This is a genomic window from Streptomyces sp. ISL-98 (genome assembly GCF_018614055.1).
In the GTDB taxonomy this organism is placed as follows: domain Bacteria; phylum Actinomycetota; class Actinomycetes; order Streptomycetales; family Streptomycetaceae; genus Streptomyces; species Streptomyces spiramyceticus.
The window spans coordinates 32,315-58,994 of record NZ_JAGGPB010000042.1 but is presented as its reverse complement, the minus strand read 5'-3'; the positions used below and the strand labels follow the sequence as shown (position 1 = coordinate 58,994).

Here is a 26,680-nt window from a genome sequence, read left to right as displayed (position 1 = left end):
GCCGCTGACCTGGTTTTTTACAGAGGGACTGAAACTTACGGAGGGACTGAATGCGCTGCCCCTCCGGGTCCCTGAGCCGACTCACGGGTGCGGTAGCCAAACGCGGCGGGCGAGGCCGTCGGCTCCCACGGGAGGCAACGTGGGGCGCGGACATCATGGAAGGGCCTGCTAGGGCCTGTCCGATGGGTCGGGTGACCGACGAGAGGATGTCTGCCGCGTAGGGCTGCCTCGGCGGTGGGAAGGTATGCGATGTCCCGACCGCCGGTCGGGGTACGACGCCCACGTTCACGGGAGGCAGCACATGGCAGGGTTCCTCGACCGCGCGAAGGAGCAGGCGCAGAGCGCGCTGAACCAGGGAAAGGCGAAGGTCGACGACGTGCAGCAACAGCGGGCCGGCAATGACCTCCTCAAGAAGCTGGGAGCGGCCTACTACGCCGAGCGCCGCGGCAGCGGCTCCCCACAGGCCACCCAGGACGCCCTCAACGCGCTTGAGGCACACATCAATACCCACGGAGACGGCTTCCTGCGCGGCTAAGTCGGCAGGGCTCGGAGCGGTCCGGTCCTCGCGTAGGACCGGGCTGGTCCGTGTCATCTCATGTCATTTAGTGATCGTGACACAGGAGGCGCCAGCGCTGAGGTCGCCCCGCTCCTCGCTGAACGGAACGATCTGCCGGTGGGCACGTGACCTGACCCCTCGGACAGGCCCTAGGCCGTTTCGTTTGGATCATCTGATCGTTGGTCTGGGTGTGCCGTTGACTGATGCGCAGTGGGCGCGGATTGAGCCGTTGTTGCCAGACCGGACGCCGAGGCGTGGTGGCCGGTGGCGTGACCACCGTGAGGTGATCGATGCGATCGCCTGGAAATTCCAGACCGGGTCGCAGTGGGTTCACCTGCCGGAGAAGTACGGCAACTGGAGAGGCGTTTACAACCGCTTGCGGATGTGGGCCGTCGACAGCACGTGGGAGCGTGTCTTCACCGCGCTGATGGCACAGGCCGACGCCGATGAGGATCTGAACTGGGCGGTCTCGGTGGACTCCACAATCGTGCGCGCCCATCAGCACGCGGCCGGAACCCGCAAAAGGGGGCCCCGGCCGGCGAGCCGGACGACCATGCCATCGGCCGGTCCCGCGGCGGTCTGAGTACGAAGATCCACCTCGCAGCCGACGCCCGTTGCCGGCCTCTGGCCTTCGTTCTGACCGCCGGACAGGCCGGTGACGCGCCCGCCTTCGGGGAGGTGATGACCCGACTGCGGGTTCCCCGCCAGCGCGGGCGGCCCCGCACCCGACCCGATGTGGTCCTGGCCGACAAGGCCTATTCCTCACGCACCATCCGCGAGCACCTGCGCAAGCGCGGTATCCGCGCGGTCATCCCCGTCCCGGCCAACCAGCGGGCCCACCGCCTACGGCGAGGCAACCGAGGCGGCAGACCACCCGCCTTCGACCGCGAGGCATACAAACAGCGCAACACCGTCGAGCGGTGTATCAACCGCTTGAAGCAATGGCGCGGCATCGCCACCCGCTACGAGAAGACCGCGACCAGCTACCTCGCCGGACTCCACATCGCAGGCATCCTCATCTGGTCCGCCCGATGATCCGAAAGGAATGGTCTAACTCCCGGCCGTGGCGGCCGTGACCACGGTGACCGCGACCATCGCCGCCTGCATGTCGCGGATTGCAGCACGGACGCTCTCGGCCGCCCATTGCCCAGCGGCCACCTCCGCCATCCGCACGGCGACCTGCTTGCGCGGGCTGTCGGGAAAGGCCAGGCGGTGCAGCTTGGCAGAGTGGATCAGCGCGATCAGGCCCGCCGTCCGTGTGTCCGGCTCGGCGCCGCCCAGTACGACGGCGCGGAGCCGTTCCCGCAACTCAACCTCAATGGCGCCATCGGCCTCGGGATAGCGGCGTATCGGGAACACGCCGAGTGCCTTGTGCTGCTCCTCCACGACCACTCCGCGCTTGCACAAGCTCTCCAGAGCCGCACCGACGGCCTTGGCTTGGTCCTTCGTCAGCCACTCCGTCACCCGTCGCTTCTTGCGACCGCGCAGCCACGTCTCGATCAGTGCCGTCCGGCTGTCGAGCAACTGGTCCCCGGTCGGCGTCGTGTCTGTCAGTTCGAGGTGCTTGCCTGCAACCGACACTCGCCCGGCCAGGACCAGTTCGAGCAGGATCCCTCCCGACACCGCCCACCCAGCGGCTTGCCGCTGCTTCGCCGACCCGGACTCATCGTCCAGAGACAGCAGCATGATCTCCTCGGCCAGTGTGATCGCCATACCCACTACCCCCGTATACGCCCCGTGACCGCTTTCTCATGATCAGACGCCCGGAGCCGCTAAGAGGTTCCCCCGTTAATTCCGGCCCTAGCCCGCCCCTCTCACCTCAGGCCTGGTCCACTGACTGATCCGAAAGAAACGGCCTAGTCATCTTTGGCACAGGAGCAACCTCTCACCCACACCGGCGGCGCATTGTCCGCGTACTGTTCCCGGTCCCGCGGTTGAAGCGGGGTGTTGTTCGGGGGAATGAGCGCCCTGGCGGGCGGCTCGGTCGGGGCCTGGACCACCTTGTGCTTGGGCGGCTGAGGCTGTCGAACAGCCGGGACCGACTGTTGTAGGTAGTCGGGGATCTCACCGGCCAGGATGCGAGCGGCACGGGCCCTCGCGGCTGCTTTGGCCGCCGCCTTCCGTACCCGCTTGGCCTCGCGAGATTCCTTCGGCATGGAAGCAGCGCATGCCGGTTCGCAGCACTGCGAACCGGGTCTCGTGGGATTGCGTCGGCACCCTGATCCCGGGGGAGCGGCATGCCGCGAAGACCGCTGCGGCGGATATGCATCGCTGCGTGTGCTGGCTTGGCCATGCCCTGTGCCGTATCCCCGGCTGCGCAGCTGCGCCACACCGACCGGCGACGCCTCCGAGGATCTTCTTCACTGCGTCCGGACCGAGTAGGAACGGAGGGCGCCTACCGGTATGGGCTCCAGCGGCCGAAGCGGGCCATCAGCTTCCGTGCGGCGTCTTCGTTCAACCCCAAGGCGGTAGCGGCCTGTTCGGGGGTCGCGCCCTTCCGGGCGTCGTGGGCCGACCAGTACCCGACTTCCACGGCGGCCACCTCCAGGCGGCGGGCCGCCCGCAAGGCCGCCAACGGCGAGTCCTTCGCCAACTTCTCAATTTCTTCTTGTAGCTGGGTCAGCAGAGAGGTGACCGTCTCCGGTAGGGGGATGGCCGACTGCTCCACCTCGGCAGTGTGCTCGTCCCAGTCCAGGGTGCAAGTGCCAGCCATGTCTCCGGCCGCCTCGGTCAGCTTCCGGTCGCCGATCTCGTCCCAGTCCAGCTGGCGCTCGGGGCCGGTCCAGCCGCAGGAACACACGGCGCGCAGTGCGGCCGCCCGGGGTCCGTACGCGTCACGGCCGTCGTAGACGCTCCACTGTGACACCGATTGTCCGCCCGGACCGGAGTTCATCCCGAAGAAGACCGGAGGCGGGACGGTGCCGTCGTCCAGGAGCACGCCGACCGCTCCCTCGTGAGAGGGGCCGAACTCTTCCGTCGTCCACGTCTCCCGCTCACCCGTACCCATAGCCGCCCCTTTGTTCGTTCCGCCCGTTCCCCAGCGCGGCCTCGGAACGGAGACGCGCTGCGCTGGGGCCGACGATGCCGCAGCGGGGGCAGGCCGCACTACCGGAATCGCCAAAGAGGCGAAAAAGCGGGCGGCCATGGAATACACCCCGATGCCCGAGCCGATGCACCGCGCGGTCAACCAGCTCGTGTCAGCCTCCAGGGCCGGTTGGTCCCGGAGGCTTCGTCGTTCCCCCCGTCAGCCTTGTCCGCGCGGTACGAGGCTCAGGTGCGCCGGTGGGCTGGGCCGCGCTTCGGGTTGCGGGGCGCGCGCCCAGCCGTGGGCGTGCATGGTCTCGGTCTCCCAGTCCTCGAACAGCTTCAGCAACGCCTTCGGATCGCGGTCCGGATCTCCGTACCGGTCCGCGACGCCGAACTGGCGGAACAGATCACCAACGTCCATACGAGATCGCGGGGAACCTACGGTGCTCCACGCATCCATGCCGTGCTCAAGCGGGCAGGCGCCGGGTGCGGGCGGCGCCGTGTCGCGCGGCTGATGCGGGCCGCCGGCCTGCAGGGCCGGCATCGCAGACGGCGGCACCTGACGACGGTCCCCGATCCACGGGCTGCCCTGCGGCCCGATCTCATCGTCCGGGACTTCCAGCCCGACGCCAGTTCGCTGGATTCCCGCTGGTGCGGCGACATCACTTACGTCGCAACGGACGAGGGCTGGCTGTATCTGGCCACCGTCATCGACATCGCCTCCCGTCGCGTGGTCGGCTGGGCGACGGCCGACCATCTGCGAACCGATCTGGTCGCCGATGCCCTCGAGGCCGCCTGCAGGCAACGTCGCCCCACCGGTCCGGTGATCTTCCACTCGGATCGCGGCTGCCAGTACACCAGCCACCAATTCGCCACTCTGGCCGATCAGTTGGGAGTCCGGCTGTCGGTCGGCCGCACCGGACAGTGCTGGGACAACGCGCTCGCCGAGTCGTTCTTCGCCACCATCAAACGGGAGTTGCTCGACACGAGCTCCTGGCCCAGCCGGGCCGCCGCCCGTACCGCGATCTTCGATTTCATCGAGGGCTGGTACAACTTGCACCGTCTGCACAGCAGCCTCGGCTACCGCAGTCCCGCAGATTACGAGACCGCACTCGCAGCCTGACCAACACACCGATGGTGTCCGTCAAAGCGGAACAAGCTCAAAGTGGGTCAACCGGTGGCGACGCTACGGCGAGCTCGGGCTACTTGATCGGGCCTCGACTCCGAAGCATCAGCCACGCGCGACCAGCGGAGATGTGGTCGCACAAATCGAGCAGATGCGTCGCACCAACAAGTGGTCGGCTGCTCGGATCGCGTTCGAACTTCAGGCCGAGGGGACTTCGATCAGCCGACGCACAGTGACACGGCAGCTCGCGTCACTCGGTCTCAGCCAAAGACGGTTCATCGACCCCAACGGCGACTCCAACCACGAACCGCAGAAAATCCTCGCCCGCTGGCCCGGTCACATGGTCCACGTCGACGTGAAAAAAGTCGGCCGAGTCCCCGACGGCGGCGGCTGGCGGATCCACGGCAAGGACAGCGGACAGGCGCGCCAGGTCGCTCGACGGAAGAAAAAGGCCGAGCGAGGCGGCTACGTCTACCTCCACTCGGCCATCGACGGCTACTCCCGAATCGCCTACACCGAAGCGCTTTCCGATGAGAAGGCCGTAACGGCGATGGCATTCATGTGCCGTGCGCGCGCGTGGTTCGCGGCCCATGGCATCACCCACATCGACCGGATCGTCACCGACAACGGCGCCTGCTACCGCGGGAAGGCATTCACTCAGGCGCTACTCGGGACGCGGCACCAGCAGATCACGCCGTACACCCCCCGGCATAAACCTTTGTCATCACACTGCACCTCATCGGGTCGTTGCGGAGTGTTCGGGGTCCAGGACGCTGCTGCGGGGTCTGCCGATGATGGGCCGGACCAGGTCGGGGCCGGGCAGGGGGTAGACGTACTCGCCCTTGTCGTTGGCCAGGATGCCGGTGATGATTCCGTCCCGGCGCCAGTGCTTGACGGTCTGGAAGTGGACGCCGAGGTGGCGGGCGAGTTCGGAGACGGTCAGCAGGCCCGCGTCGAGCAGGCGTTGGCGGTGGCTGCGTAGCTGGTAGGCATTGCGCAGGTGGATGATCATGCCGCGGGTGAATGGTCGGCCCATGCCGCTGGGCAGGCCGCGTTCGTTGAGGATGTCGGCGCTCTGGGCGTCGGTGTGATCGTCGAGGAGTTCGTCGAGGGCTGCGACGACAGCGGGGTCGGTCTGGCGGAGTTCCCAGGCGGTTTGCGGGCGGGGCAGGGTGAGCTGGTGGCTCTGGCCGCCGCGCAGGACGACGCCGACGGTGATGTGGTCGGTCTTGGTGAGGGTGACATCGGTGACCAGGAGCCGGATCATGCGTTTGCGTTCCCGCATCGGGGTGACCGGGTCGTTCCAGAGCCGGGGGAAGTCGGCGGCCAGCGCGGTGATCTTTGCGCGGGTCTCGGGCGAGAGCGGGCCGGTGGCGGTGTTTTTCGCGCGCTCGTACTCCTCGGTGGCCTCGGCGAGTTCGCGCAGCGCGTCGTTCCAGTCGGCCTCCAGGGTGTCGGCGACCAGCCTGTTGGAGGGATCGACGGCCAGATAGCGGCGCCGGGCGAGGTCGGCGCGGTAACGGGCGCGTTCGACGCAGGCGGCGCGGAGCCGGTCGGCTTCCTCGGCGCGGGCGGCCAGCTCGTCACTCACCCGCAGGGCGACCTCCAGTGTGAGCGGGGTGAGGGTGGCCAGCAGCAGCTCGCTGACGGCGGCGTCGATCTGGTCGCCGATCATGGTCTGGCAGATCGGGACCGCGTTGCGGATCCCGTCGAACTGGCAGAGGTAGATCGGTTTGCCGGTGCCTTTGTAGTGCTGGTAGCGCACGGTCATCCTGCGGCCGCACTTGCCGCAGGAGACCACGCCCTGCAGCAGCGCGGCGCCCTCGCGGGGCGGGGAGGCTTTGCGGTCGGTGCCGTGGGCGGCGGCGAGTTCCGCGAGCCGGGTCTGGTTGGCCTCGAACTCCGGCCAGGTCAGATAGCCCGGATGGGCGTCGGTAATCAGCACCGTCCACTCCTCGCGCGGCAGGACGTGGCTGGTGGTCTTGCCGCCCGGACCGCGGCGTTCATGTCGGCGTCCGTAGAAGAACGCGCCGGCATAGCGTGGGTTGTGCAGGATCTGCAGGACCCGATGATGTTGCAGGATGCCCCAGGTCAGCTCGCCCTTGTTGGGGCCGGTGCGGATCCGGCGGGGGAACTTCAGGCCCGCGTCGGCGAACGCCTTGACGACGGCGTAGGCGGAGCCGGTCGCGGCGAACGTGGCCAGCAGATGCCGGATGGCCTGCTGGACCGAGGCGTCCGGGTCCAGAACCACCCGCTCGGCGTGGTCATAGACGAGGCCGACGGGCAGCGGCTGGACCAGCTCTCCGCGTCTCGCCTTGGACAGCACCCCGCCCCGAAGACGGGCCTTGAGCAGGTGCAACTCCGCTTCCGACATGGTCCCTTTGAGACCCAGGAGAAGCCTGTCGTTGAAGTTCCCGGGGTCATAGAGACCGTCCTCGTCCAGGATCAGGGTGCCGGCCAGCGCGCAGATTTCAAGGAGCCTGTGCCAGTCGGTGTTGTTGCGGGCGAGGCGGGAGACTTCCAGGCCCAGCACGATCCCGGCCTGTCCCATGCCGACCTCGGCGACCAGTCGCTGGAAGCCGTCCCGGCCCTCGGCGGAGGCGCCGGACTGGCCTTGGTCGGTGTCGATGACGATGATCTGGGAGTGGTCCCAGCCCAGCGCGATGGCGCGGCCGCGCAGGGCGTACTGCCGCTGGGTGGACTCAGTGTTGTTGATCACCTGTTTGAGGGTGGACTGCCGGATATAGAGGTATGCGTCACGCTGCAGATGTTCGCGGGTCACCTTGCCCGCTGCTGCCATCGCGTCCATGGATGACATCAACTCCCTCTATTTCTTGGGTGGTTCGCTCCGCCAGTTCTTCGGGCGGGTGGAGATGGGCCAGGGCCATCGCGGCCAGGACCCGTACGAGTTCGTCGCTGTCACCCGAGCGGCCGAGTGGCGGCTGCCGCCCAGGGGCGGGCCGGGCCGACGGTCCGGGCAGAGACCGCCAGGCCGCCGCCCAGGCGGCCATGCCCTTGGCCGCGAGCACACCCCGGCCCAGCCGCCAGCCCTCGCCCGTGCCGTCGACGACCGCCGTCCGTAGTTCCTCATAGCGGGCCACCACTGCATCCGGCTCTGGGGATCTCGCTCCAGCAGGGCTGTCAGCTGCGGCTTTTGGGTGACTCCTGGGTGCGTGAGATCTCGCGACGGGCCAGCGCCCGCTCGATGGAGCGCGGATGGACGCTGAGGCCGTACTCGACGGCGACGGCGTCGGCCAGGTCCCTGGAGCGCAGGGACGGCTCGGCGACCAGCCGTGTCTCGATGTACTCCATGACCGCATCGGTGAGCTTGCGCGGCCCTTTCGGGCCCGGTTTGCCCGGCACCAGGGCGGCCGGACCGCCCGCGTCGAGCGCGGCCGCAGCGTCGTAGTAGACCTGCCGAGAGAACCCGAACTCCCGCACCGCCCGGGCCGCGGGAACTTTGTCCACCCGCACCCGCCGCACCATCTCGTACTTCACCTGCACCAGATCCCGCGGATCGCAGAACGGCGATGCGGTGAACACCGCGTCGACCACGGCCTCCGGCCGGGGGTTCAGCGTCCGCGTCGCCCGCAGGGCGGCTTCCTTCGGGTCGCTCGTCGCGTTGCCGGCCATGCCGCCTCCCTCGCCCACTGGATGCCTCAAGAATTGCGTCATGGCCGGTCACAGCCAAGAGCGCGCAGAGGCACCGGACCAGGGATCTGTGCAGGCCAGTCGGCATGGCGTGCGCTGTCTCGATCACCGTGCGCCGGACACGCCCCCACCGCTGCGGCGTGAATCCCAAGGCGGTCACGGCGCCATCTCCTGGGCACCGCCGCCGCGACCGTCCAGGTAGTCGATCAGGCCGGCCAGTGCCAGCAGATCCTCGACGCGGAACGGGCTGCGGCCCGCCGCGAGAACCACGAAAGGGTCCTCGCCGCCCGCATCGGTCCACGCCGTCGGTGCGGACAGCACCTCTCCCGCCTCGTCGCGGAAGTACACGCGGTCCTCGCCCCAGTTCTTGCGCCGGACGACGAACTCGTACGACCGGCCATGCCACGGATGGAACGGGTGCGTGACCGTCACAAGTCGCTCCGCACCATGCGGATCAGGGGCATTTGACAGTTCGGGCCAACGGCACGGTGGAGAGATACAACCGGATCCTGGCGGAGGAGTTCCTCTACCCCCGCGAATGGACCTCAGAAGATGAACGCGCAGCAGCACTCGGAATCTGGAACATCCACTACAACTACCACCGGCCCCATGGAACCGCCGGCGGCCAACCACCCTGCGCCTGCCGAAAACCTCGTCCGCGCAGGTCAAGCAACATGCTGGTACTCGTGCAGGATGCCGCCGAGGCGGTCGTGTCGGCGTATGTCGAGGTGGGCGATCTGCCCGGGATCGGTGATGGGCCCGGGGAGCGGTCGTAGTGGGCGGGTGTTCGCGATGCCCTGATGAGACCTATGGGAGTTGTAGAACTGTTCGAACTCGCGCAAGGCGTGAAGCAGATGCCGCTGATTCCAGATCAACGTGCGGTCCAGCAGCTCGCGCCGGCAGGTCTGCACCCATCTCTCCATAATCGAGTTCATTCTCGGCATCCGGACGCCACTGAACACAATCTCGATCCCCGCATCCTTGAGGATCGCGTCGAACAGGGCAGGGAACTTCCCGTCCCGGTCCCGGATCAGGAACCGCGCCCGGCAGCCCGCGTCCTCGAGGTCCATGACGAGATTCTTCGCGGCTTGCGCCACCCACGAGGCGGTCGGGTGGGCCGTGGCGCCCAGAATCCGGATCCGCCGACTGCCGTGCTCGATCACTGCAAGCACGTACATCCGTGCCCCGGACAAGGTGACCGTCTCCAAAAAGTCGCACGCCAGCAGGGCGTCGGCCTGCGAGCGCAGGAAGTCCGCCCAGGTACTGGAGTTCCGCTGGGGTGACGGATCGATCTCGGCCTCCCGCAGGATCTCCCATGCCGTGGAGGGGGCCACCTTCACGCCCAGCACGAGCAGCTCGCCGTGCACCCGTCGGTAGCCCCAGCAGGGATTCTCCTGCGCCAGGCGCAGCACCAGAACGCGGATGGAGCGCACGGTGCGGGGCCGACCCGGGCGCTTCGGCCGGGAGGCGGCCGCGTGGCGGCGGGCGAGAAGTGCCCGGTGCCAGCGCAGCACCGTGTCCGGGCGCACCAGCAGCCGCAGCCTGCACAGCACGTCCCGCGGCAGCCGGTGCAGCAGCGCTGCCAGGAACGCCCGGTCGCTCGGGGTGAACCGCACCTTCTCCTTGCCGAGTTGGCGCTCCAGCACCGTGATCTGATGACGCAACGCGAGGATCTCGACGACCTTGTCCCGATCGCTCATCGGCAACAGGCGCAGCAGGGTGAACGCGTTCGCCACACCCAGGTAGGCCAGTCGCAGCAGCATGGTGGATCATCATGCCGCGTTGATCGACGGCCGCGCGACGGCGCAGACTCGACCGACCACGCTCGACATCCCATACACCCCGCACACCAGCTCCGACCAGGGCGGATGAGGTTATCGGCAAGCGCAAGGCCTGCACGGCCACAAATACGCCCTCGACGCAATCGTCGCAGCCACCGCCCTCACCTCTCCCGCCCCCGTGACCGTCCTGACGTCGGCCCCTGAGGATCTCCTCATTCTGTGCGGCCCCGGCATCCGCGTGATCAAAATCTGACCCACGCCGCACCCCCGTGCACAGGAGACTCGCGACAGCGCCAACCGCTGCCTGTCACGTCCGGGGCCCGGCTTTGTCGGCACGCCGCCGGTACCAAGCGCATCAGCCGAGGTCCGAGAGGAGTTCGGGCAGCAGTCGTTCCTCCATGACCGCCTGGCCCGACTCGCTCAGGGCGGAAGCGAGGGCGGGGTCCCAGGGGCTGGCGGCGGGCGGTCCGGTCAGCGGAGTGGACTCGCCTCCCGCCAGGGCGCTGCGGTAGTCGGCGGTGGTCATGCGCCAGGGCCGGGCGCCGTGGCGCTCCACGGCGGCGGCGGTGATACGCAGGCCGGTCCAGTCGAAGTCGGCGCGCCAGTGCAGGCGGGCCCCGGACCGGGCGGCGGCGGCGAGCAGCTTGTGGCAGGCGGCCGACGGGATGCCTTCGGTGCAGACCAGGGGAGCGGCGCGGTCTTCGAGTTCGGCGGCGGCCGCACGCAACACGGCCGGGTTCTCGCAGACGTGGATCTCGCGGGCGGCGGGGACGACGTCCGCGGCCGTCAGCTGGTGGAGGGTAAGGCGGAAGGGGATGCCGAAGCCGGAGGCGTCGCGGAGCCAGTCGCACACCACGTCGTCGCCCCGGGCACCGATGTTGAGGACGAGTACCTGGCTGGCGAGGTCGTCGGCGACGGCTCCGGCGCTCTCCCACAGGGCGCGGCGCCCCTCCCGGTCACGGGGGACGGCCCGGGCCGGCTGCCCGTCGCCCGCGGCGGTGCGCTGGGCGAGCGCGCGCAGGACGAGCTGTTCGAGCGGGCCGCCCGGCAGCAGCGCCTTGGTGTCGCCCGTGGCCCACTCGGCGAGGACCGGCAGGGGCAGGGGGCTTCGGCCCCCGTCGCCCCGTACCTCGGGAAGTGTCTCCAGGACCCGGACTGCGGCCTGGAGCAGGGCCGCGTCGCCGCGCCGCAGGAGGCGAGTGAGGGTGCCGTCGGCGGCGATCCGCTCCAGCCAGGCCGGGTACCAGTCCTGGCCGGCGAGAGGCGAGGCCTCGGCGGCCGCGAGGGCCCGGGCACTGGCGGACGCCTCGTCGGCGCGCTCGGCGGGGCGGTCGCGCAGCGGCCCGTGCAGGCGGCCCAGGGTCTGGAGCAGGCCGGTTCCGTAGCGGGTGTGCAGGTAGGCGTCGAGGTCGGCCAAGGGGACGGTGAGGCGTTTGGCAGTCTCGGGGCGGTAGCGGCCGGTGATGCCGATGACGGTGCGGCGTTCGGCCTCGGTGGGGGAAGTGAGGCCGATGTCGCCGTCGAGGGCCCCGCCGGTGCGCTCCAGGCAGCGGCGGGCGGCGGCGAGCAGGCGCCGCCAGCCTTCTTCGTGGAGTTCGGCGTACGACGACGGGGCCGGCTGGTCAGTCGACAAGCTGGGCCTCCTGGACCTGACGGTCCTGCCTGCGTACGGAGCGGCTGCCCGGTGAGCCGAGCATGCCGCTCAGGGTGCCGGTGTCGTCGGCGTGCAGGCGTTCGCCGTCCCACAGGAGCAAGAGCGCGGAGACGGTGTGGTCGACGGCGGAGTGCGCGAGGTCGTAGTGGGCGGCGGCACGCACCGCGCTGTGCACGGCCCACAGGTCGTACCCGGTCATGAACAGGTCGAGTTCGAACTGGGCGGCCAGTGACATGAGTTCTCCGCGCCCGGTGTCGTCGACGCCGGCGAACGCCTCGTCGAGGGCGAGCAGACGCGGGGCGTCGGGGTGCGCGGAGTTGAGCATGGCGTGGGCGGCGGCGAACAGCGGCAGGTGCAGGGAGACGGACTGCTCGCCGCCGGAAAGGCGGCTGTGCCGGGCGCGGGTGAGGCGTTCCTCGGCGCCGCCTGGGCGTACCAGCTGGAAGGCGAACTGGCGCCAGCGCCGGTAGTCCAGGACCTCGGCGAGCAGCTGCCGGTAGGGGGTCTCGCGCTGCCGGGCGCGGGCGTTCTTGATCTGCGCGGCGAAGTGGGTGCGCATGCGGGCGAGCTTCTCGGGGCCGAGGCGGGCGGCGTCGGCGTCCAGGAGGGCGCAGACGGCGCGCTGTTCGTCGTCGAGGCCGTCGGCGAGCAGCCAGCTGACGCCGACCGTGGTGCCCGAGGACATGCGGCGCTCGCGCATGTCGGTGTTCATGCGGCGGATCAGGTCGCGGGCGTCGACGGTGCGGTCGTGGATCTGCTGGGCGAGGCGAGTGAGCAGGGCGTCCTCGAGGATGCGCTGCTCGGAGTCGGAGAGGAGTTCGGCCTGGTCGCGGCGGTGGGAGGCGATCTTCTCTGCGAAGGAGGCGATGGGCAGCGGGCCCTGTTCGTCAGCGACAGTGACGGTGATGACGCCGCTGGAGCTGTCCCAGGCGGGCTGGTAGTCCTGCCCGGCGGCGGCGAGATGGGCGTGCAGGTCCTCCAGGGCCGTGGTGAGGCGGGTGACGGACTGCTTGACGCTGGACTCGGTGGGCGCGAGTTCACGGGTGGCGGTCAGGATCGCCTCGTGGACGGTGACGGCGGCGGGCGGCAGGCTCTCGCCCGTCCAGTCGGCCTCCTGGGCGGGCCAGGCCAGGCCGGGCGGGCAGCGCAGCAGGTCGAGGAGTTCGCGGGCCGCGTACGGGGCGAGGCCGCGGGCGGTGTCCTTCTCCTCGGCGACGGCGACCTGCAGCGCTTCGGCGGCGGCGGTGCGGCGAGCCTCGGCGGCGGCCAGGCGGCCGATCGCCTCATCCTTGGCGCTGCGGGCGGCGTCCGTCTCCCGCGCGGCGGTCTCCAGGCTGTTCTCGGTCTCCTCGACGCGGGCCATGACCTGCTGCGCCTCGGCGCCGACGGCCTCGCGCAGCGCCTGGAGCCCGGCGGCCTCCTCCGCGTGGCGGCGGCGGGCGGCGCGTTCGACCCCGGCGGCGGCCTCCTCGTCCTCGGCGGCGGCCGTGAGCCGGTCCGCGGCGGCGGTGGCGGTCTCGGTCTGCCTGGTGTGCTCTCGACGCCGGGTGGCCAGTTCGCCAGCCTCCCGTTCGAAGGCACGAGTGGCGGACTCGGTGTCGTCTGCGTCCTGGGCGGTGACGCCATGCTCGGACTCGGCGCGGTGCAGGGCGCGTGCGGCGACCGCGCAGGCGGCCTGCGTCTCGTCGTAGACGGACTGGGCGGCATCGGCGGCTGTGCGGGTGGCGCACAGGGCGGCGACGGCGCGGTCCAGGGCGCGCAGGTGCGGGGCGAGGGCAGCGGTGCGGGGCAGGGCGGCGCGGGCGGTGTCGTACTCCTGAAGACTCTGCTCGCAGCGGGACCTGGCCTGCGCCAACTCTTCAAGCTGGACGGCCAGTTCGGACAGGAGGGCGTCGCAGGCGGCGATGCGTGCGGCGCGGCGGCGCATCCGGGCGGTGGCGCCGACGTACTCGGCGTGAGGTTTGCTGTGGGAGCCGATGAGGATTCCGGCGGCGTAGCGGCCGTCCGGGCAGACGGCGGTGGCCGCGCCCGCCGTATCGGCGACGGCGACCGACCTGAGTACGGCGGTGATCCGGGCGGCCGGGATGGCCGTACCGGTCTCGGGGCGCAGCAGGTCGGCGAGGCTAGGCCCGCCGACGGGGGCGGTGGCGCGCAGGTATCCGTCGCCGTCACCGGTGGGGGGCTCATCGGCGGTGACGAGCGCGTCGAGCAGGCCGGACGCCTCCAGGGCCGCCTCCACGCCCGCGCGTTCCGTGTCGTCGAGGCCGTCGGCGAAGTCGACCAGCTGCCACAGCGGGAGAGCGCCTTCCAGGCTGTCACGGTCGGCGGTGCGACCGCGGGCGGCGGGCGGTGCGTCGTCGTGTTCGGCGGCGATCCGTGTCCGTTCGGCCTCGGTCTCGGCCCGGCGGGCCTCCAGCGCGCCGCGCTCGCCGCGCAGGGCGGCGAGCCGGTCGCGCAGGCCCTGGACAGCGGGGGCGGCGGCCTCGGTGAACAGGTCGGTGAGTGCGGGGGTGCCGGCTTCCGGGCCGTCCGGTTCGGCGGCGGCGTCGAGGGCCTGCGCGAGCGGCTCGGCGGCGCCTTCGGGCAGCAGCTGCCCGTACTGGTCCTGCCATCGCCCGAGTTCCTCCCGGGCCCGCGTGTGGGCGGCGCTGAGCGCGTCCTGGGCCGCTCGCTCCTCCGTCTCGGCGGCCCGGGCAGCCTCCTGGGCTCGCTCCTGTCCGGCGCGGGCCGCGTCCCGGCTGCGCTCGGTGTCCCGCAGGTGTGCCGCGGCGGCCCGTACCGCCCGTACGCCTTCGTGGCGGGCGGCGGCGCGGGCCGAGGCGCGGTCGGCGAGAGCGGAGGGTGCGGCGTCGGCGGCGATCCAGACGATGCCGGCGCGGTGCGCGTGGTCGGCGAGGGCGGCGGCCGAGGAGCTGACGGCGGTGGCGAGTTCGGCGGCCAGCTGCCCGGCGCGTTCGGCCTCGCCGCGGGCCCGGCCGGTGGCGGCGGTGCGGCGTTCGCGCTCGGCGGTGGCCTGCCGGGCGGTCTGTTCGCAGGTGCGCACCAGGCGTTCCAGGTCGGCGAGTTGCTCGACGGCCTGGTAGGCGGCCGAGGAGCGCAGCTGCTCCAGGCGGGCGCGCAGCGCGGCGAGCGCGGCCTCGGCCTCGTCGGCCCGTGCTCCGGCCGCCTCGCGCTGCTCGCGGGCCTCGTCGAGCTCTGTTTCCGACCCGGCGTGGGCGCGTTCGCGCTCGCCGCTCTCGGCCCGCCGGGCGCTGAGCCTGTCGGCGGCGACGCGGGCGTTGACCCGCAGGTACGTCGAGTACGCGGCGAGGAAGGACCGGGTGGCCTCGTCGGCGGCGACCAGGCCCTCCAAGGTGCGCTGCACGGACTCCATGTCGTCGAAGGAGCGGGCGGCCTCACCGATCAGGTCCTCGTCCAGCGGGCGCAGGCCTTCGGTGAGCGTGTCGGAGAGTTTGGCCGGGTCGAGGTTCTTGGCGAGCTGCGGGCGGCGCAGCGTGAGGATGAGGGTGAGCAGCTGTTCGTAGCGCTCCCGGCCGAGGCCGAACAGGCGCTGGTCGACGGCGGTGCGGTAGTCCGTGGCCGAGGCGATCACCTCGGCGCTCAGCGGGGCGAGTCCGGCTGCCAGCTGCTTCTTCGTCAGCGGCCGGTCGTCGTCGGTGAGCAGTGAGAAGTCCTCGCCGATACGGCCGTCGGCGACGAAGTGCCAGCGGGCGGGGGTGTCCCGGTGCTTCTGGGCGTGCAGGCCGATGCCGCAGGTGACGGCCTGCCCGGTGGTGCGGTGGGTGAACTCGATCCATACGTAGCCGAGCGCGCCCTCCTGCCCGCGAAAGAGCAGGTTGGACTTCATGGTGCGGTCCTCGGCGGCGAACGGGTTGAGCCGCTTGGGGTCGATCCGCCCGTCCAGAACGAACGGGAAGAGCACCTCGAGGGCCTTGGTCTTGCCGGATCCGTTGGGGCCGCGCAGCACCAGCCAACCGCCGGCGAAGGAGAACTCCTCGTCGCGGTAGTCCCACAGGTTGACGATCCCGGCGCGGGTGGGCACGAACCGGGGCTGGAGGTCGGTGGGCGGGGTGCTCACTGGACGGGGTCCTTCATGTCGTCTGCGGGGAACAGGGCGTCGGGGGCCCCTGCTTCGGGGCTCCCGGGGCCTTCGGGGCTTTGGGTGGTACGAACGCGGGGGCGCGCCTTCACCTCAGCCGTCACCCCGCGGTAGCGGGCCAGCAGCGGCAGCGCGAGAACCCCGCCCACCACCCGCACGACGAGCGACATGGCGGCCAGCAGGTCCAGGGCCTGGTCGAGGAGCCGGTCGGGGTCGCCGCGCAGGTCGGCGGCGAACCCGGCACCGTACTGCTCGGTGATCTCCTTGGTCCGGGCGCGCAGCCAGGAGGTGGTGACGAAGGGGTAGCGGACCTCCGGGGCGGCGGGCGCCTCGTTCTCCCCCTCTGCCCCTTCCTCCGTGTCCTCCCGGTCTGCCGTGGCCTGTTCGAACACACCCTGTGCGGGGAGAACGAGGTCGATCCGGCCGGCCCGGTCCGCGAGGCGCTCGGCGGCACTCGGCGCGGGCAGCAGCTCGGGCGCGTGCCGGCCGGTGCGCGCCGCGGCCTCGCTGATCCGCGCGCCGAGCAGCAGGGCGGCCTGCGCGACGGTGCCGCCGCCGGGGAACCGCGTATCGGAGAGGCGTCCCGAGGTGTCCACCAGGGCGATGCCCTCCGCACGCCGCTCCACGGTGAGGCCGGTGAGGCGGGTGAGGTCCTCGGCGAGCGCGGGGGCACGCAACTGGCCGGTCAGCTCGGGGTCGGCGTCGGCGTAGTAGGCGACCGGGTGCTCCAGGACCAGGCGCCTCGCCCGCCGGGACGCGGAAAGCCGCTGGGCCCGGCGCCCCTCGGACAGACTCCGCGCACCCGCCGAGTCAAGGAGCGCGGTCACCGACGTGACGTGCTGGAGGACGCGGGTGGGCTGGTGGACGGCGGTGAGCACCTCCCGGTCGATGTCGTACAGCGCCTCGGCCCGCTCCGGATCGGAGGCCCAGGAGGTGGCCGAGCCGTCGGCCAGGCGCAGTGCGCCACGTTCGGTGAGCCAGCTGACGGCGTCGACGAAGGCGTCCCGGTCGTGCTTGCGGCCGGTGTCCAGGCCGAGCCCGTCGATGCGGGCGGCGTCGGCGGCGACGGCGTCGGCGAGTTCGCCGAGCGCGACCTGCGCGCCGTGCCGCCCCAGCGCGGCCAGCGTGAGGGCGAGGTAGGCGTAGCGGCGCCGGTCGAAGGGGCGACCGGACCGGCTGAGCGCGGGCCGGGTGGGGTCCAGCTGGTCCTGGGCGCGCTGGAGGCGGGCGGTGTCGGCGGTGGTGATCAGCCGGTAGCCGAGCACCTCCATCAGATCGGTGCGCAACTGCTCGGCCCAGCGCCGCACGGTCGCCAGCGCGCCGCCATCCGGGTACACCGGCGTGATCAGCGGATGCCGCAGCACGAGACGTACGGCCTTCTGGTAATCGGCCAGTTCCAGGGCCGATACGTTCTCGGCGACGCGGGTGCTCATCCGGTGACCTCCAGGCGCAGTCCGTCCAGGTGCAGGTCGCCACGCACGGTGCGCACCGTGGTGAACGCCTCGCCGGGCCCCGTCGGGAGGAGGGTAAGCCGCACCCCATGCGCCGAGCCGGAGGCCGTCGGCCCCGCGATACCCCGGGTGACCGGCACCCGCGCGGCCAGCGCCACGTCCATCAGGGAGAGCAGCGCGCGGGTCTCGGCCTCGTCCAGGACCCTGCCGTACGCGCCGTCGCGGGCCAGCGAGACAGCCGCCCCCCGGCGCTCGGCCTGCTCCTTGATCTGCGCGGCCCGCAGCCGGGCCCGCTCGGCGTCGTTGCGCTCGATCCGTCCCGGCCCCTTGAGGGCAGGGGTGCGGCCGGACTGCACCAGGGTGCGGGCCAGCTCCACCGGCTCGGCCTCCCACCACGAGGTACGTCCGGGAATCAGCTCGGGGTCCGGATAGGGGACGGCGATGTGCCGGGGCGCACCGAGCCCGAACACCGCCTGGAACAGGGTATGCGCGTCGTCGTCGCTGACACATGAGGTGAACCACTGGGCGAGGTGGCGCAGCTGGCTCTCCCGGCTGACTCCGCCGCGCCGCGCTTCGGTGACCCGCCGCAGCAGCGCGAGGACCGAGCGGATCGCGGTGACCGTGGCGTCCTGCAGCCGCTCGGCCTCGCTGTGCTCACGCTCCCCGAACCAGTGCACGATGCCGCCCCACCGCTGCCGCCAGTCATCCAGACGGGCGGCCGGGGTCCGGAAGAGCCGCTCGTCGGCTTCCGCGGCGTACTCGACCATCCGGTCCACGCCGCTGGCAGCGGCCTTCTCCACCGCCTCGGCGAGCAGCGGGGCGTAACGCCCGAGTTCGGCGGTGAACTCCCGCATGTGCGCGAGCAGCGCGTCCTTGTGCGCGAGGAACACCTCGGGCCGGGTGTCGTTGGTGCGCGCCAGGTCGCCGAGCATCAGATAGAAGCGGGCAGCCCGCTGCGCCATCTCGTTCAGCACGGAGTCCAGGCGGCCCAGCTTCCGATAGACCTCCTCGGCGTCGCCCGCGGCGTTCGCCTCGGCAAGCGCGGCCAGGTCGGCGAGGATGTCGGGGAAGACGAGCCGGGAGAGCTGCGCGTCCTCCAGGGCGGCACCGAGCACGTCCTCCACCGCCCGGTAGGCCCGGTATCCGGCCTGGGTGAACTGGTACACGTAGTGCCGGTTGCGGTACTCCGCCAGGTTCGCCGCCCGCGTCCCGTCGTAACTGCGGTCCAGGACCCGCCACTCGGCGAGCGCGTCCAGCAGCGGCTGTACGTCGCCCACGGCCGCCCCTGGATGGTCCGCGACCAGCCTGCCCACCAGGGCGGCTGCGTCGGAAGCGTGCAGCAGCACCTGGTAGTTGGCCCGGCCCCTCTCGAAGGCACGCAGCAGCCACAGGTACTCGTGACGCTTCTCGGCAGCCGCGAAGTGAAAGAGCCGCAGCCTGTCGTCGAGGGTGAAGGCATCGATCCCGAAAGCATCCTCGTCTCCGTGCTCCGGGGGCGTCGGGCCCGGAGGCACGGAGCCCGGGGGCACGGAGCCTGCCGGCACAGCCGGGGGCGGGGCCAGGGAATCGTCACTCACGGGCGTCAGCGGCTTCCTCGTACGACGGGACAGAACCGGCGGGACAGAGCCGGACCTGACCCCAGTCTGCCGCCCGGACACCAGGCTGGGAAAACCCGCTCAACGAATCCATTGGCGCAGGTAAACTACGCGCCCGTCCAGATCCTTCCCCTCGCCGCGGAACGGCTCCGAAACCGACGCGGCCTCATGATCACGCCGGCCGTCCGTCCCAGGCTGGGGACGTCCGAACGAGCCCCGGCTTTCTCTGCAGGATAACGACAACGCCGGAGAAGGCCGACAGATCCACGCACCCGGCCATCGCACACTCGGCACGCTGCACCTCTTCCGCACCGATGCGCTCCCCTCGCGCACCCCGACACCAGCCACCCCTGTCAGGAAATCCGAAAGACCAGCAGGCCAGGGCGCATTCATACACTTTCCGTGCAGCTGATCCCAGGCGACAGAACCTCTGACCTACGCATCACGTTGCGGAGGTCAGAAACCTTGTTCACGCCTGGACCAGCCAGCACGAGCACCAAGAAACCCCAGGTCAGAAGCCTGACCTGGGGTTTCAACCGAGCCGCCTTCGGGATTCGAACCCGAGACCTACGCATTACGAGGGCCTGCAAGATCGTGATGGGTAGTGCCGGGTGATCACGCATGATCCCGTCTTCGCAGATCAGAGACGGTTTCCCCGCGCACCGGTGCCACTCAATCCATCCTGTGCCACCTCATCCGCTCACGCGTCGCTCACGCATCGCCGGAATCTTCATCAAGGGTTCGTAGCTGCTTCTTCATGGCTTCTATGCCGCTGCTCGTCGCTGTCCACCCGATCGAGGGATTGGTTGACGTTCTCCGGGCGGACAGCCAGAGCGGGTGGTCACATGCGAGGCAACAGACAGGTAGGGAGGTCCGGTGATGAATCCCTCAGAGAGGCAACTCCGGAGCCGTCTCGCCGCCCATAAAAGTTGGGCGAACACAAGATCGGTCTGCTCGCACTGCGGCAGCCCGGGAGGCAAGCGAGTCACGCTTCCTGGTCCAAACCCTCTCTGTCAGCCTTGGGTGAGACGTTCCGCTTCGGCGGGTTAGCCTGAGAGGGCACGACAGGAGAACCACCCCCTCATGACCAGCACCAAGCCCGCCGGATCCGACCCGGCCCCCCGGCCGAAGCGCCGCTCCTTCAGCCCGGAGTACAAGCTGCGGATCGTCGCCGAGTACGACGCCGCGCCGAAGAACGAGAAGGGCGCGGTCCTGCGCCGCGAGCGCCTGTACCACTCGCACGTCAAGGAATGGCGGGCCGCGCGGGACGCTGGGGCCCTGGAAAAGCTGGTCGACAAGCGCACCAGCCCGGCCCGGCCGAAGAAGTCGGCCGCCGAGGCGGAGAACGAGCAGCTGCGCCGCCAGGTGGAACGGCTTCAGAAGGAACTGGCCCGGAACAAGGCCGCGCTGGAAGTCATGGGAAAAGCTTCCGCGCTCTTGGACATGCTCTCCGAGAGCGCGGACTGAAGCCTGCCGCCGACCCCGTCGTGGACGAGGCGTTCACCGGCGTCGAGGCTGAGCTGGGCATCACCGCCGCCTGTCGGCTGACCGGCCGCTCCCGCGCCACCCACTACCGCCGGCTCCGGCCCCCGCCACCACACAAAGCACGTGCCCCGCAGGTGCAGCCGTCGGCCCTGACGGCCGAAGAGCGGGCTGCGGTGCTGGAGTTGATGAACGGCGACGAGTACGCCGAGCTGGCGCCCGCGCAGATCTGGGCCCGGGAGCTGGATGCCGGGCGCTATCACTGCTCCGTCTCGACGATGTACCGGATCCTGCGCGAGCAGGATCAGTCCGGCGAGCGCCGACGGCAGGCCACCCACCCCGCCAAGGCGGTGCCCGAACTGGTCGCCACGGAGCCCTCGCAGGTGTTCACCTGGGACATCACCAAGGCGGCCGGACCGGTCAAGGGCGTCTGGTATCACGCCTACGTCATCCTCGACATCTTCAGCCGGTACATCGTCGGCCACACCGTCGAGCGGGCCGAATCGGCCTCGCGGGCCGAGGAGTTGATCCGCGAGACCATAGCCCGCAACGGCATCGTCCCCGAAACCGTGCACGCCGACCGCGGCACCTCGATGACCTCTAAGAAGGTCTCCCAGCTGCTGATCGATCTGGGCGTGACGCGGTCGCACTCGAGGCCGAAGGTCTCCAACGACAATCCTTACAGCGAAGCCCAGTTCAAGACCACGAAGTACATGGCGGACTACCCCGAGCGGTTCGATTCGCTGGCCCACGCCCGCGAGTGGTTCGACGCGTTCATCGCGTATTACAACCACGAGCACCGGCACTCAGGCGTCGGCTGGCACACCCCCGCCTCCGTCCGCTTCGGAACCGCCGAGGAAGTCCGCGACCAGCGCGCGGTCACCCTCGCCGAGGCATACACCCGCCACCCCGAACGCTTCGGCCGCCGCCCCCGCCCACCCGAGATACCCCAGACGGCCTGGATCAACGACCCGGCCAAGCGCCGGGAACCCGCACCACAAACCTGGCTCTGTTCCGTAGTCGGTGGTGACGGCAGGTGACGGCCGTCGTTGACGTCATATGCAAGATGTCAACTCCCTTGTGGCAACAGTGTTTTCTGGGCTCTCGGCGCTGGTCATCGATGACGTTGCGGACGACGGCGAGGTGATCCGGGTCTTGGCCCGGACGCGGGATGTTCCCTTTCCCTGCCCGATGTGCGGGATCCCGACGGGGAAGGTGCACGGGTACCACGGCCGAACAGTTGCGGACGTGCCGGTGGATGGGCGCCGGGTCGTGGTCAACGTCCAGGTGCGACGTCTGGTCTGCCCAGTCCTGGGCTGTCAGCGGCAGACCTTCCGCGAGCAAGTCCCTGGGCTGCTGGAGCGCCTCCAGCGCCGCACCACGCGTCTGAGCGGCGAGGTCTCGGCGGTAGTCAAGGAGTTATGCGGCCGGGCGGCCGCCCGGCTCACCCGGTCGCTGGCCGTACCCGTATCGTTCGCCACCGCCTTGCGGGTGCTGCGACGCATCCCCGTACCGACGGTGCGGATCCCGCGGGTGGTCGGGGTCGACGACTTCGCCCTGCGCCGCCGCCACCGCTATGCCACGATCGTCATCGACGCCGAGACCGGGGAACGCGTCGACGTCCTGCCCGACCGCGAGGCTGCCACCCTGGAGGCATGGCTGCGCGGGAAGAAGGAGATCGAAGTCGTGTGCCGGGACGGCTCGGCCACCTACGCCGAGGCGATCCGCCGGGCCCTGCCCGACGCGGTGCAGGTCAGCGACCGCTGGCATCTGTGGCGGAACCTGTGCGACAAGGTCTTGGCCGAGGTCCGGGCCCACGCCCCCTGCTGGGCCACCGTCAACCCGCCCCGCCCCGGCGGCGTCCGTGAGCAGACCACCCGCGAGCGCTGGCACAAAGTCCACGCCCTCCTCGACTCCGGCGTCGGCCTGCTCGACTGCTCCCGCAGACTGAACCTCGCCCTGAACACCGTCAAGCGCTACGCCCGCATCCCCGAACCGCCCGCGGATCGTATCGCCCCCCGCTACCGGTCCACCCTGGTCGACCCCTACCGCGACCACCTGCGCACCCGCCGGGCCGCCGACCCCGCCGTCCCCGTCACCCACCTCCTGCACGAGATCAGGGAACAGGGCTACACCGGCAGTGCCAACCTGCTGGTCCGCTACCTCAACCAGGGCCGCGCCGAAGGCGACCGCCCAGTGACAACCCCACGCCGCCTCACCCGGCTCCTGCTCACCCACCCCGAGCACCTGTGGACCAAGGACACCGACCTGCTCGGCATCCTCACAGCCGCCTGCCCGGAGATGACCGCACTCGCCCGACTCACCGGCGAGTTCGCCGCCCTCCTGACCCCGGCCCAGGCCAACGACAACAAGCTCACCCAGTGGATCGCCGATGTCCGCGCCACCAACCTGCCCCACCTGCACAGCTTCTGCAACGGCCTGGAACTCGACCGCGCCGCAGTCAACGCCGGCCTGACCCTGCCCCACCACAACGGCCGCACCGAAGGCATCAACACCTGCACGAAGAAGATCATGCGGCAGATGCACGGTCGCGCGAGCTTCGACCTCCTCCGCCACCGCATCCTGCTCCACTGACGAGCACTCACCGTCACCACCGACTACGGAACAGAGCCGAACGTTTTACAGGTGGGCGAGATTGGCTGCGCTGATCACCTCGGGTACGGGAAAATGGGGTCGGATGTCCCGGTCAGCCGATGGGCCTGCGATGCTGGCAAGCTCGTTTTACAGGATGGCGATGGGGGCCGACCAGGGGACCACGGATTGTTGCCATGGTGGTGTCGTCTGCCACCTGGAGCACGCGTGTCAGATTCCGCTACTCCCTTGGCCCCTCCGGGGCGTCTGCTGAGTATGGAGGCATCGGGCGGGAGGGAGAACAGGATGGCCCGGCTCCAGGACGCGAAGGACGAGGTAATTCATCTGAGGTCCGCGGGAGTGGATCTGGGCAAGCGGTTCCTGCTCGCGTGTGTACGGGCGCCGAGTACGAAACGGGCCGGCAGCTGGTCGTTGGAGACCGAACGGTTCGGTACTACCACGGCCGAAGTCCGGCGGTTGCTGGCCTGGCTGGTGGAGCGGCAGGTCGAGGTGGTGGTGATGGAGGCGACTTCGGACTACTGGCGTCCGGTCTACTACCTGCTGCAGCCACATCTGAACCTGATGCTGGTCAACCCGGCGCATCTCAAGGGGATTCGGGGCCGCAAGACCGATCCCAGCGATGCCGCCTTCCTTGCCCGGGCCGGTGCCTCCGGGATGGTGATGGCCTCGTTCGTGCCGAGACGCGACATCCGTGAGCTACGGGATCTCACTCGCCGTCGCACAGAACTGGCGAGGGCCGCGGGGTGGGAAGCCCAGCGCCTTGAGAAGGAGCTCGAGGACACGGGGATGAAACTCTCCTCCGTCCTCAGCGACGTGACCGGCGCCAGTGGCCGGGCCATCCTGGGAGCCCTCATCGACGGGGAACGGGACCCCGCCCGGCTCGCTGACCTGGCGGTCGGCCGGGCCCGGAACAAGATTCCCGAACTCATCGAAGCCCTGGACGGGGAGTTCACGGGTCATCACGCGTTCATGGTCCGGCACTATCTGGATGAGATCGACCGCTGGAAGACCATCATCGAGACCTTCGATACCCGGGTCGCCACCCTGCTGACGGAGCGGGAGAGGGACCTCGCCAACCTGGCCACCATCCCTGGTATCGGACGTCTCGCCGGGGAGATCATTGTCGCCGAGACCGGTGGTGACATGGCCCAGTTCCCTTCAGCACACCGGCTCGCTTCCTGGATCGGGGTCTGTCCCGGACAGAACGAATCGGCCGGGGTCAACCGGTCCGGACGCACCCGGCCCGGGAACAAGAACCTCAAACGCCTGCTCGGGATCGCAGCGATGGTCGCCATCAGGAAGAAGGACTCCTACCTCGGTGTCTTCTTCCGACGGCTGGCAGCCAGACGAGGAGGCAAACGGGCCCTCGTCGCCGTGATGCACAAACTCGCCATCGCCATCTGGCACGTCCTGCACGACAAAGCCCCCTACCGAGAGCTCGGAGCGGACCACTTCACCCGCCGCGATCCCGAACGCGCCATGCGACGGATGGTCAAGGAAGCCAACAGCCTCGGACTCACCGTCCGCTTCGAGCCGATCATGGTCTGATCCGCCGATTCAAGGGGTCATTTTCGTGTCAGTCCCGAGCCGCAGAGTGTAACCGGCGAACCGCTCTGAGCCAGTGCGGCGTCGTCAGAGGGTATGCAGCGCCTCTGCCTCCGTGCGGTGAACCACCGCGCTACTGAACTTGAATGCGTGATGTCGGTCTGATTGTGGTCAGGTTTCCATGGTCAGGCCGGTGCCCGTGAGGCAGCCGTTGATCAGGTGTGGACGGTACTGGACCTTTTTGAGGCTGCGTTTCACAGCGGTGGCCAGCTGGTCGAGGTTCGCGGCAGCGAGGTTGCCGATGGTGCGTTTCACCAGTGACCAGATGCCTTCCTGCGCGTTGAGGTCCGGTGCGTAGGCGGGGAAGTGGAACACCGTCAGCCAGGCGTCGTTCTCGGCGATGAAAGCCTTCATCTGTGGCATCAGATGAGTCCGCAGGTTGTCCCAGACCAGGACGATCGGGCCACTGAGCTGGTTATGTGCCCGCACGATCAGGTCGCGGTAGTCCTGCCAGGTGAAGCCCTTGGGCTCGCCCTTGCGTCCCCGATGGACGCGGAAGCTGTAGATGAGCCGTGAACGCTCTCCGTTCTTGAAACAGGTCATTCCGGCCATGGAGACGCGTCCGGAACCCCGGCCCCGTACCCGGACCACTGGCGTCTGGCCGACCCGGCCCCAGGTCCTGGCCCGTGGCGGCCTCAGCGACTGACTGGCCTCGTCCTCGCAGACGATCCAGGCCCCGCGGGCCGCCGCGGTGCTTTTACCCGCGGCCACACCTCCTTCTTCCACAACTCGACCGCCTCATCGTCCCGCTCGATCGCCCTACGGGCCGGCTGCTGCCATGACCAGCCATGACGCTTCAGCAGCCGCCACGTGCCCTCCACCGTGTAACTGACATGGAACATCCGCCCGATCAACGTCTTCACACGAGCGAGCGTCCAACGCTGGTCCGCCCATCCATGAGCGAGCGGACCACGCTCCAACTCCCGCTCGAGTCTTGTTATTTGAGCGTCACTCAGTCGCGGACGCCCGGGCGAACCCTTCGAGCGGACACCGCCTTGACCACACTCCCGCCACTGACGGCGCCAGCGTTCCACCGACCGCTCGCTCACCCGCAGCGCGGCAGCGATCTCCCTGTTCTTCTCCCCGCCCTCGAAGCGGCCGACCGCCTCCAGCCGAATCCGCTCCCGCCCGACCCTCTCAGCATCGGTCAGCCCACCACCCTGCTCGTATCTCACAGCCCACAACTACCGACCCGACCCGGACGCCGTCAGGCGAACAGCCCGACATCACCCAATCAAGTTCAGTAGCATTCAGCGCCGCAACGAGGCGTGCAGTGCAGGGCGATGACGTATCGAGGAGCAGCGTGCCCAACCCGATCCAGGCGGTGCAGCCGGGTGACCCGCGCCGCATTGGGCCTTACCGTGTGGTCGGGCGCGTGGGAGCAGGTGGCATGGGCACCGTCAATGCCGCGGTGGACGGATCCGGGCTGCGCCTGGCCGTAAAGGTCGTACACCCAGCGCAGGCCGGTGACGAAGAGTTCCGCGCGCCCGTTTCCGGCGCGAGGTGCGTTCCGATCGCGAAATCGCCCAGCTCGACACAGACGGCCACGGGCCCCCACCGGGTGGCGCGGGGTGGTGCCTTGGCGAAGTCCGCAGAAACCCTGGCTCGCCATCCAAAAGCCGTGGGGTCGCCTGACGAGAGCGACCCCACGGCTTCAGGCGAGACGAAGTAGGCGTTACCTATTTTTCAGGATTTCGTCTCTCGCTTTGCTGTAAGCGCGTACAGCCCATTCTTCGCCGTCCATAACGGCTTCCCAAAAACCGGTGCGCATCCAGGATGCGGGTCCGATCTTGAGAGTACCTGACTCTGTAATACGCGCTTCCCACAACGGGTGCATGCTCGACGCCACGACGCGAAAGAGCCTGGCGTCGAACATAGCGGGAAGCTCGCCCACAGCAACCTCCACCCTGAGGTAGTTGGCACCATCAGCTTGCCCGTACAGCTCGAGGACGTCGTACTCATGCCCGATCTCGAGCCCGGCCGTGCCTCGCGTGACACGTTCGGGGGAATCCCCGCACCCAAGGAATGCTACTTTCATTT

Annotated in this window: 22 protein-coding genes and 3 pseudogenes; 10 read left to right on the top strand and 15 right to left on the bottom strand. The window is 69.7% G+C overall.

Going from position 1 to position 26,680, the window contains the following annotated elements; genetic code table 11:
- Positions 1–301 precede the first annotated feature (301 nt).
- Together J7I98_RS26985 and J7I98_RS26980 are read left to right on the top strand one after the other, a co-directional pair.
- Complete coding sequence (locus J7I98_RS26985) at positions 302–535, top strand: hypothetical protein (protein ID WP_214927204.1); 234 nt, start codon at positions 302–304, stop codon at positions 533–535.
- Positions 536–731: 196 nt separating this feature from the next.
- Positions 732–1,591, top strand: a protein-coding gene (locus tag J7I98_RS26980) for an IS5 family transposase (RefSeq protein WP_374225176.1) whose coding sequence is annotated in 2 segments (ribosomal slippage) — positions 732–1,077 and positions 1,077–1,591 — 861 coding nt in all. Because the reading frame shifts where the segments join, the coding sequence is not laid out codon by codon here.
- A 15-nt stretch (positions 1,592–1,606) separates the two neighbouring features.
- Here the strand turns inward: J7I98_RS26980 and J7I98_RS26975 are convergent.
- The 3 genes from J7I98_RS26975 to J7I98_RS41380 all read right to left on the bottom strand — a co-directional run bounded on the left by J7I98_RS26975 (position 1,607) and on the right by J7I98_RS41380 (position 4,004).
- Positions 1,607–2,269: a GPP34 family phosphoprotein gene (locus tag J7I98_RS26975; protein ID WP_214927197.1), complete on the bottom strand. Its 663-nt coding sequence runs from the start codon at positions 2,267–2,269 to the stop codon at positions 1,607–1,609.
- Positions 2,270–2,951: 682 nt separating this feature from the next.
- Positions 2,952–3,563 carry a hypothetical protein gene (locus J7I98_RS26970; protein WP_214927195.1) on the bottom strand — a complete coding sequence of 204 codons (612 nt, stop codon included), beginning with the start codon at positions 3,561–3,563 and terminating at the stop codon, positions 2,952–2,954.
- Positions 3,564–3,800: 237 nt separating this feature from the next.
- Complete coding sequence (locus J7I98_RS41380; protein WP_251021262.1) at positions 3,801–4,004, bottom strand: hypothetical protein; 204 nt, start codon at positions 4,002–4,004, stop codon at positions 3,801–3,803.
- On the opposite strand from J7I98_RS41380, the gene J7I98_RS26965 reads away from it, so the two are divergent.
- Both J7I98_RS26965 and J7I98_RS41375 read left to right on the top strand, forming a co-directional pair.
- Positions 3,939–4,706: an IS3 family transposase gene (locus tag J7I98_RS26965; protein ID WP_308377956.1), complete on the top strand. Its 768-nt coding sequence runs from the start codon at positions 3,939–3,941 to the stop codon at positions 4,704–4,706. The two genes, J7I98_RS41380 and J7I98_RS26965, sit on opposite strands and share 66 nt — an antisense overlap.
- A 34-nt stretch (positions 4,707–4,740) precedes the next feature.
- Positions 4,741–5,421 (top strand): annotated as a pseudogene (locus J7I98_RS41375) (helix-turn-helix domain-containing protein); the annotation flags it as partial.
- A 24-nt stretch (positions 5,422–5,445) separates the two neighbouring features.
- Here the strand turns inward: J7I98_RS41375 and J7I98_RS26950 are convergent.
- The 4 genes from J7I98_RS26950 to J7I98_RS26935 all read right to left on the bottom strand — a co-directional run bounded on the left by J7I98_RS26950 (position 5,446) and on the right by J7I98_RS26935 (position 8,792).
- A complete protein-coding gene (locus J7I98_RS26950; protein ID WP_214927191.1) occupies positions 5,446–7,518 on the bottom strand; it encodes a recombinase family protein in 2,073 nt (690 codons plus the stop codon).
- On the bottom strand, positions 7,466–7,810 hold the full coding sequence (locus tag J7I98_RS26945) for a hypothetical protein (protein ID WP_214927189.1): 345 nt from the start codon (positions 7,808–7,810) through the stop codon (positions 7,466–7,468). The genes J7I98_RS26950 and J7I98_RS26945 overlap by 53 nt, the downstream gene beginning before the upstream one ends.
- 40 nt (positions 7,811–7,850) lie before the next feature.
- A complete protein-coding gene (locus tag J7I98_RS26940; protein ID WP_214927187.1) occupies positions 7,851–8,342 on the bottom strand; it encodes a helix-turn-helix domain-containing protein in 492 nt (163 codons plus the stop codon).
- 174 nt (positions 8,343–8,516) lie between these two features.
- On the bottom strand, positions 8,517–8,792 hold the full coding sequence (locus J7I98_RS26935; RefSeq protein ID WP_214927179.1) for a DUF5372 family protein: 276 nt from the start codon (positions 8,790–8,792) through the stop codon (positions 8,517–8,519).
- 35 nt (positions 8,793–8,827) lie between these two features.
- On the opposite strand from J7I98_RS26935, the pseudogene J7I98_RS26930 reads away from it, so the two are divergent.
- A pseudogene (locus J7I98_RS26930) lies at positions 8,828–9,001 on the top strand (integrase core domain-containing protein); the annotation flags it as partial.
- A gap of 24 nt (positions 9,002–9,025) precedes the next feature.
- Here J7I98_RS26930 and J7I98_RS26925 read toward each other — a convergent pair.
- Positions 9,026–10,123: an integrase core domain-containing protein gene (locus J7I98_RS26925; RefSeq protein ID WP_214927177.1), complete on the bottom strand. Its 1,098-nt coding sequence runs from the start codon at positions 10,121–10,123 to the stop codon at positions 9,026–9,028.
- Positions 10,124–10,250: 127 nt separating this feature from the next.
- Here J7I98_RS26925 and J7I98_RS41370 point away from each other — a divergent pair.
- A pseudogene (locus tag J7I98_RS41370) lies at positions 10,251–10,394 on the top strand (DNA-binding protein); the annotation flags it as partial.
- 102 nt (positions 10,395–10,496) lie between these two features.
- Here the strand turns inward: J7I98_RS41370 and J7I98_RS26920 are convergent.
- The 4 genes from J7I98_RS26920 to J7I98_RS26905 are packed head-to-tail and all read right to left on the bottom strand — an operon-like array spanning position 10,497 to position 18,922.
- On the bottom strand, positions 10,497–11,774 hold the full coding sequence (locus tag J7I98_RS26920) for a TIGR02679 family protein (RefSeq protein WP_214927165.1): 1,278 nt from the start codon (positions 11,772–11,774) through the stop codon (positions 10,497–10,499).
- Entirely contained in the window at positions 11,764–15,873 is a 4,110-nt protein-coding gene (locus J7I98_RS26915; RefSeq protein WP_214927159.1) for a TIGR02680 family protein, read from the bottom strand. The genes J7I98_RS26920 and J7I98_RS26915 overlap by 11 nt, the downstream gene beginning before the upstream one ends.
- Positions 15,870–17,327, bottom strand: coding sequence for a TIGR02678 family protein (locus J7I98_RS26910; protein WP_214927157.1), 1,458 nt, complete (start codon positions 17,325–17,327; stop codon positions 15,870–15,872). Before J7I98_RS26910 ends, J7I98_RS26915 begins: the two co-directional genes overlap by 4 nt.
- Positions 17,324–18,922, bottom strand: coding sequence for a TIGR02677 family protein (locus tag J7I98_RS26905; RefSeq protein WP_308377951.1), 1,599 nt, complete (start codon positions 18,920–18,922; stop codon positions 17,324–17,326). Before J7I98_RS26905 ends, J7I98_RS26910 begins: the two co-directional genes overlap by 4 nt.
- Positions 18,923–20,023: 1,101 nt before the next feature.
- Here J7I98_RS26905 and J7I98_RS26900 point away from each other — a divergent pair.
- The 4 genes from J7I98_RS26900 (at position 20,024) to J7I98_RS26885 (ending at position 24,583) form a co-directional block, all read left to right on the top strand.
- The gene (locus tag J7I98_RS26900; protein ID WP_214927155.1) at positions 20,024–20,407 is read left to right on the top strand and encodes a hypothetical protein; all 384 of its coding nucleotides are present in this window, start codon (positions 20,024–20,026) and stop codon (positions 20,405–20,407) included.
- Positions 20,408–20,427: 20 nt separating this feature from the next.
- A complete protein-coding gene (locus J7I98_RS26895; protein WP_308377950.1) occupies positions 20,428–21,462 on the top strand; it encodes an IS3 family transposase in 1,035 nt (344 codons plus the stop codon).
- 49 nt (positions 21,463–21,511) lie between these two features.
- Positions 21,512–23,017 carry an ISL3 family transposase gene (locus tag J7I98_RS26890; protein ID WP_214927274.1) on the top strand — a complete coding sequence of 502 codons (1,506 nt, stop codon included), beginning with the start codon at positions 21,512–21,514 and terminating at the stop codon, positions 23,015–23,017.
- Between the two features lie 303 nt (positions 23,018–23,320).
- Positions 23,321–24,583: an IS110 family transposase gene (locus tag J7I98_RS26885; RefSeq protein WP_214927153.1), complete on the top strand. Its 1,263-nt coding sequence runs from the start codon at positions 23,321–23,323 to the stop codon at positions 24,581–24,583.
- 168 nt (positions 24,584–24,751) lie between these two features.
- Here the strand turns inward: J7I98_RS26885 and J7I98_RS26880 are convergent, their stop codons facing one another.
- The 3 genes from J7I98_RS26880 to J7I98_RS26870 all read right to left on the bottom strand — a co-directional run bounded on the left by J7I98_RS26880 (position 24,752) and on the right by J7I98_RS26870 (position 26,678).
- Positions 24,752–25,351 (bottom strand): transposase, encoded by a 600-nt coding sequence (locus J7I98_RS26880; RefSeq protein ID WP_308377949.1) that lies wholly within the window; start codon positions 25,349–25,351, stop codon positions 24,752–24,754.
- On the bottom strand, positions 25,276–25,815 hold the full coding sequence (locus J7I98_RS26875; protein WP_214927149.1) for a winged helix-turn-helix domain-containing protein: 540 nt from the start codon (positions 25,813–25,815) through the stop codon (positions 25,276–25,278). Before J7I98_RS26875 ends, J7I98_RS26880 begins: the two co-directional genes overlap by 76 nt.
- 500 nt (positions 25,816–26,315) lie before the next feature.
- Positions 26,316–26,678, bottom strand: coding sequence for a hypothetical protein (locus J7I98_RS26870; protein WP_214927147.1), 363 nt, complete (start codon positions 26,676–26,678; stop codon positions 26,316–26,318).
- Positions 26,679–26,680 lie beyond the last annotated feature (2 nt).

Coding starts and splice junctions, on each gene's coding strand:
- J7I98_RS26985 (WP_214927204.1), top strand. CDS start 302: ATGGCAGGGTTCCTCGACCGCGCGAAGGAGCAGGCGCAGAGCGCGCTG.
- J7I98_RS26975 (WP_214927197.1), bottom strand. CDS start 2,269: ATGGCGATCACACTGGCCGAGGAGATCATGCTGCTGTCTCTGGACGAT.
- J7I98_RS26970 (WP_214927195.1), bottom strand. CDS start 3,563: ATGGGTACGGGTGAGCGGGAGACGTGGACGACGGAAGAGTTCGGCCCC.
- J7I98_RS41380 (WP_251021262.1), bottom strand. CDS start 4,004: ATGGACGTTGGTGATCTGTTCCGCCAGTTCGGCGTCGCGGACCGGTAC.
- J7I98_RS26950 (WP_214927191.1), bottom strand. CDS start 7,518: ATGGACGCGATGGCAGCAGCGGGCAAGGTGACCCGCGAACATCTGCAG.
- J7I98_RS26940 (WP_214927187.1), bottom strand. CDS start 8,342: ATGGCCGGCAACGCGACGAGCGACCCGAAGGAAGCCGCCCTGCGGGCG.
- J7I98_RS26925 (WP_214927177.1), bottom strand. CDS start 10,123: ATGCTGCTGCGACTGGCCTACCTGGGTGTGGCGAACGCGTTCACCCTG.
- J7I98_RS26910 (WP_214927157.1), bottom strand. CDS start 17,327: ATGAGCACCCGCGTCGCCGAGAACGTATCGGCCCTGGAACTGGCCGAT.
- J7I98_RS26900 (WP_214927155.1), top strand. CDS start 20,024: ATGACCAGCACCAAGCCCGCCGGATCCGACCCGGCCCCCCGGCCGAAG.
- J7I98_RS26885 (WP_214927153.1), top strand. CDS start 23,321: ATGGCCCGGCTCCAGGACGCGAAGGACGAGGTAATTCATCTGAGGTCC.
- J7I98_RS26870 (WP_214927147.1), bottom strand. CDS start 26,678: ATGAAAGTAGCATTCCTTGGGTGCGGGGATTCCCCCGAACGTGTCACG.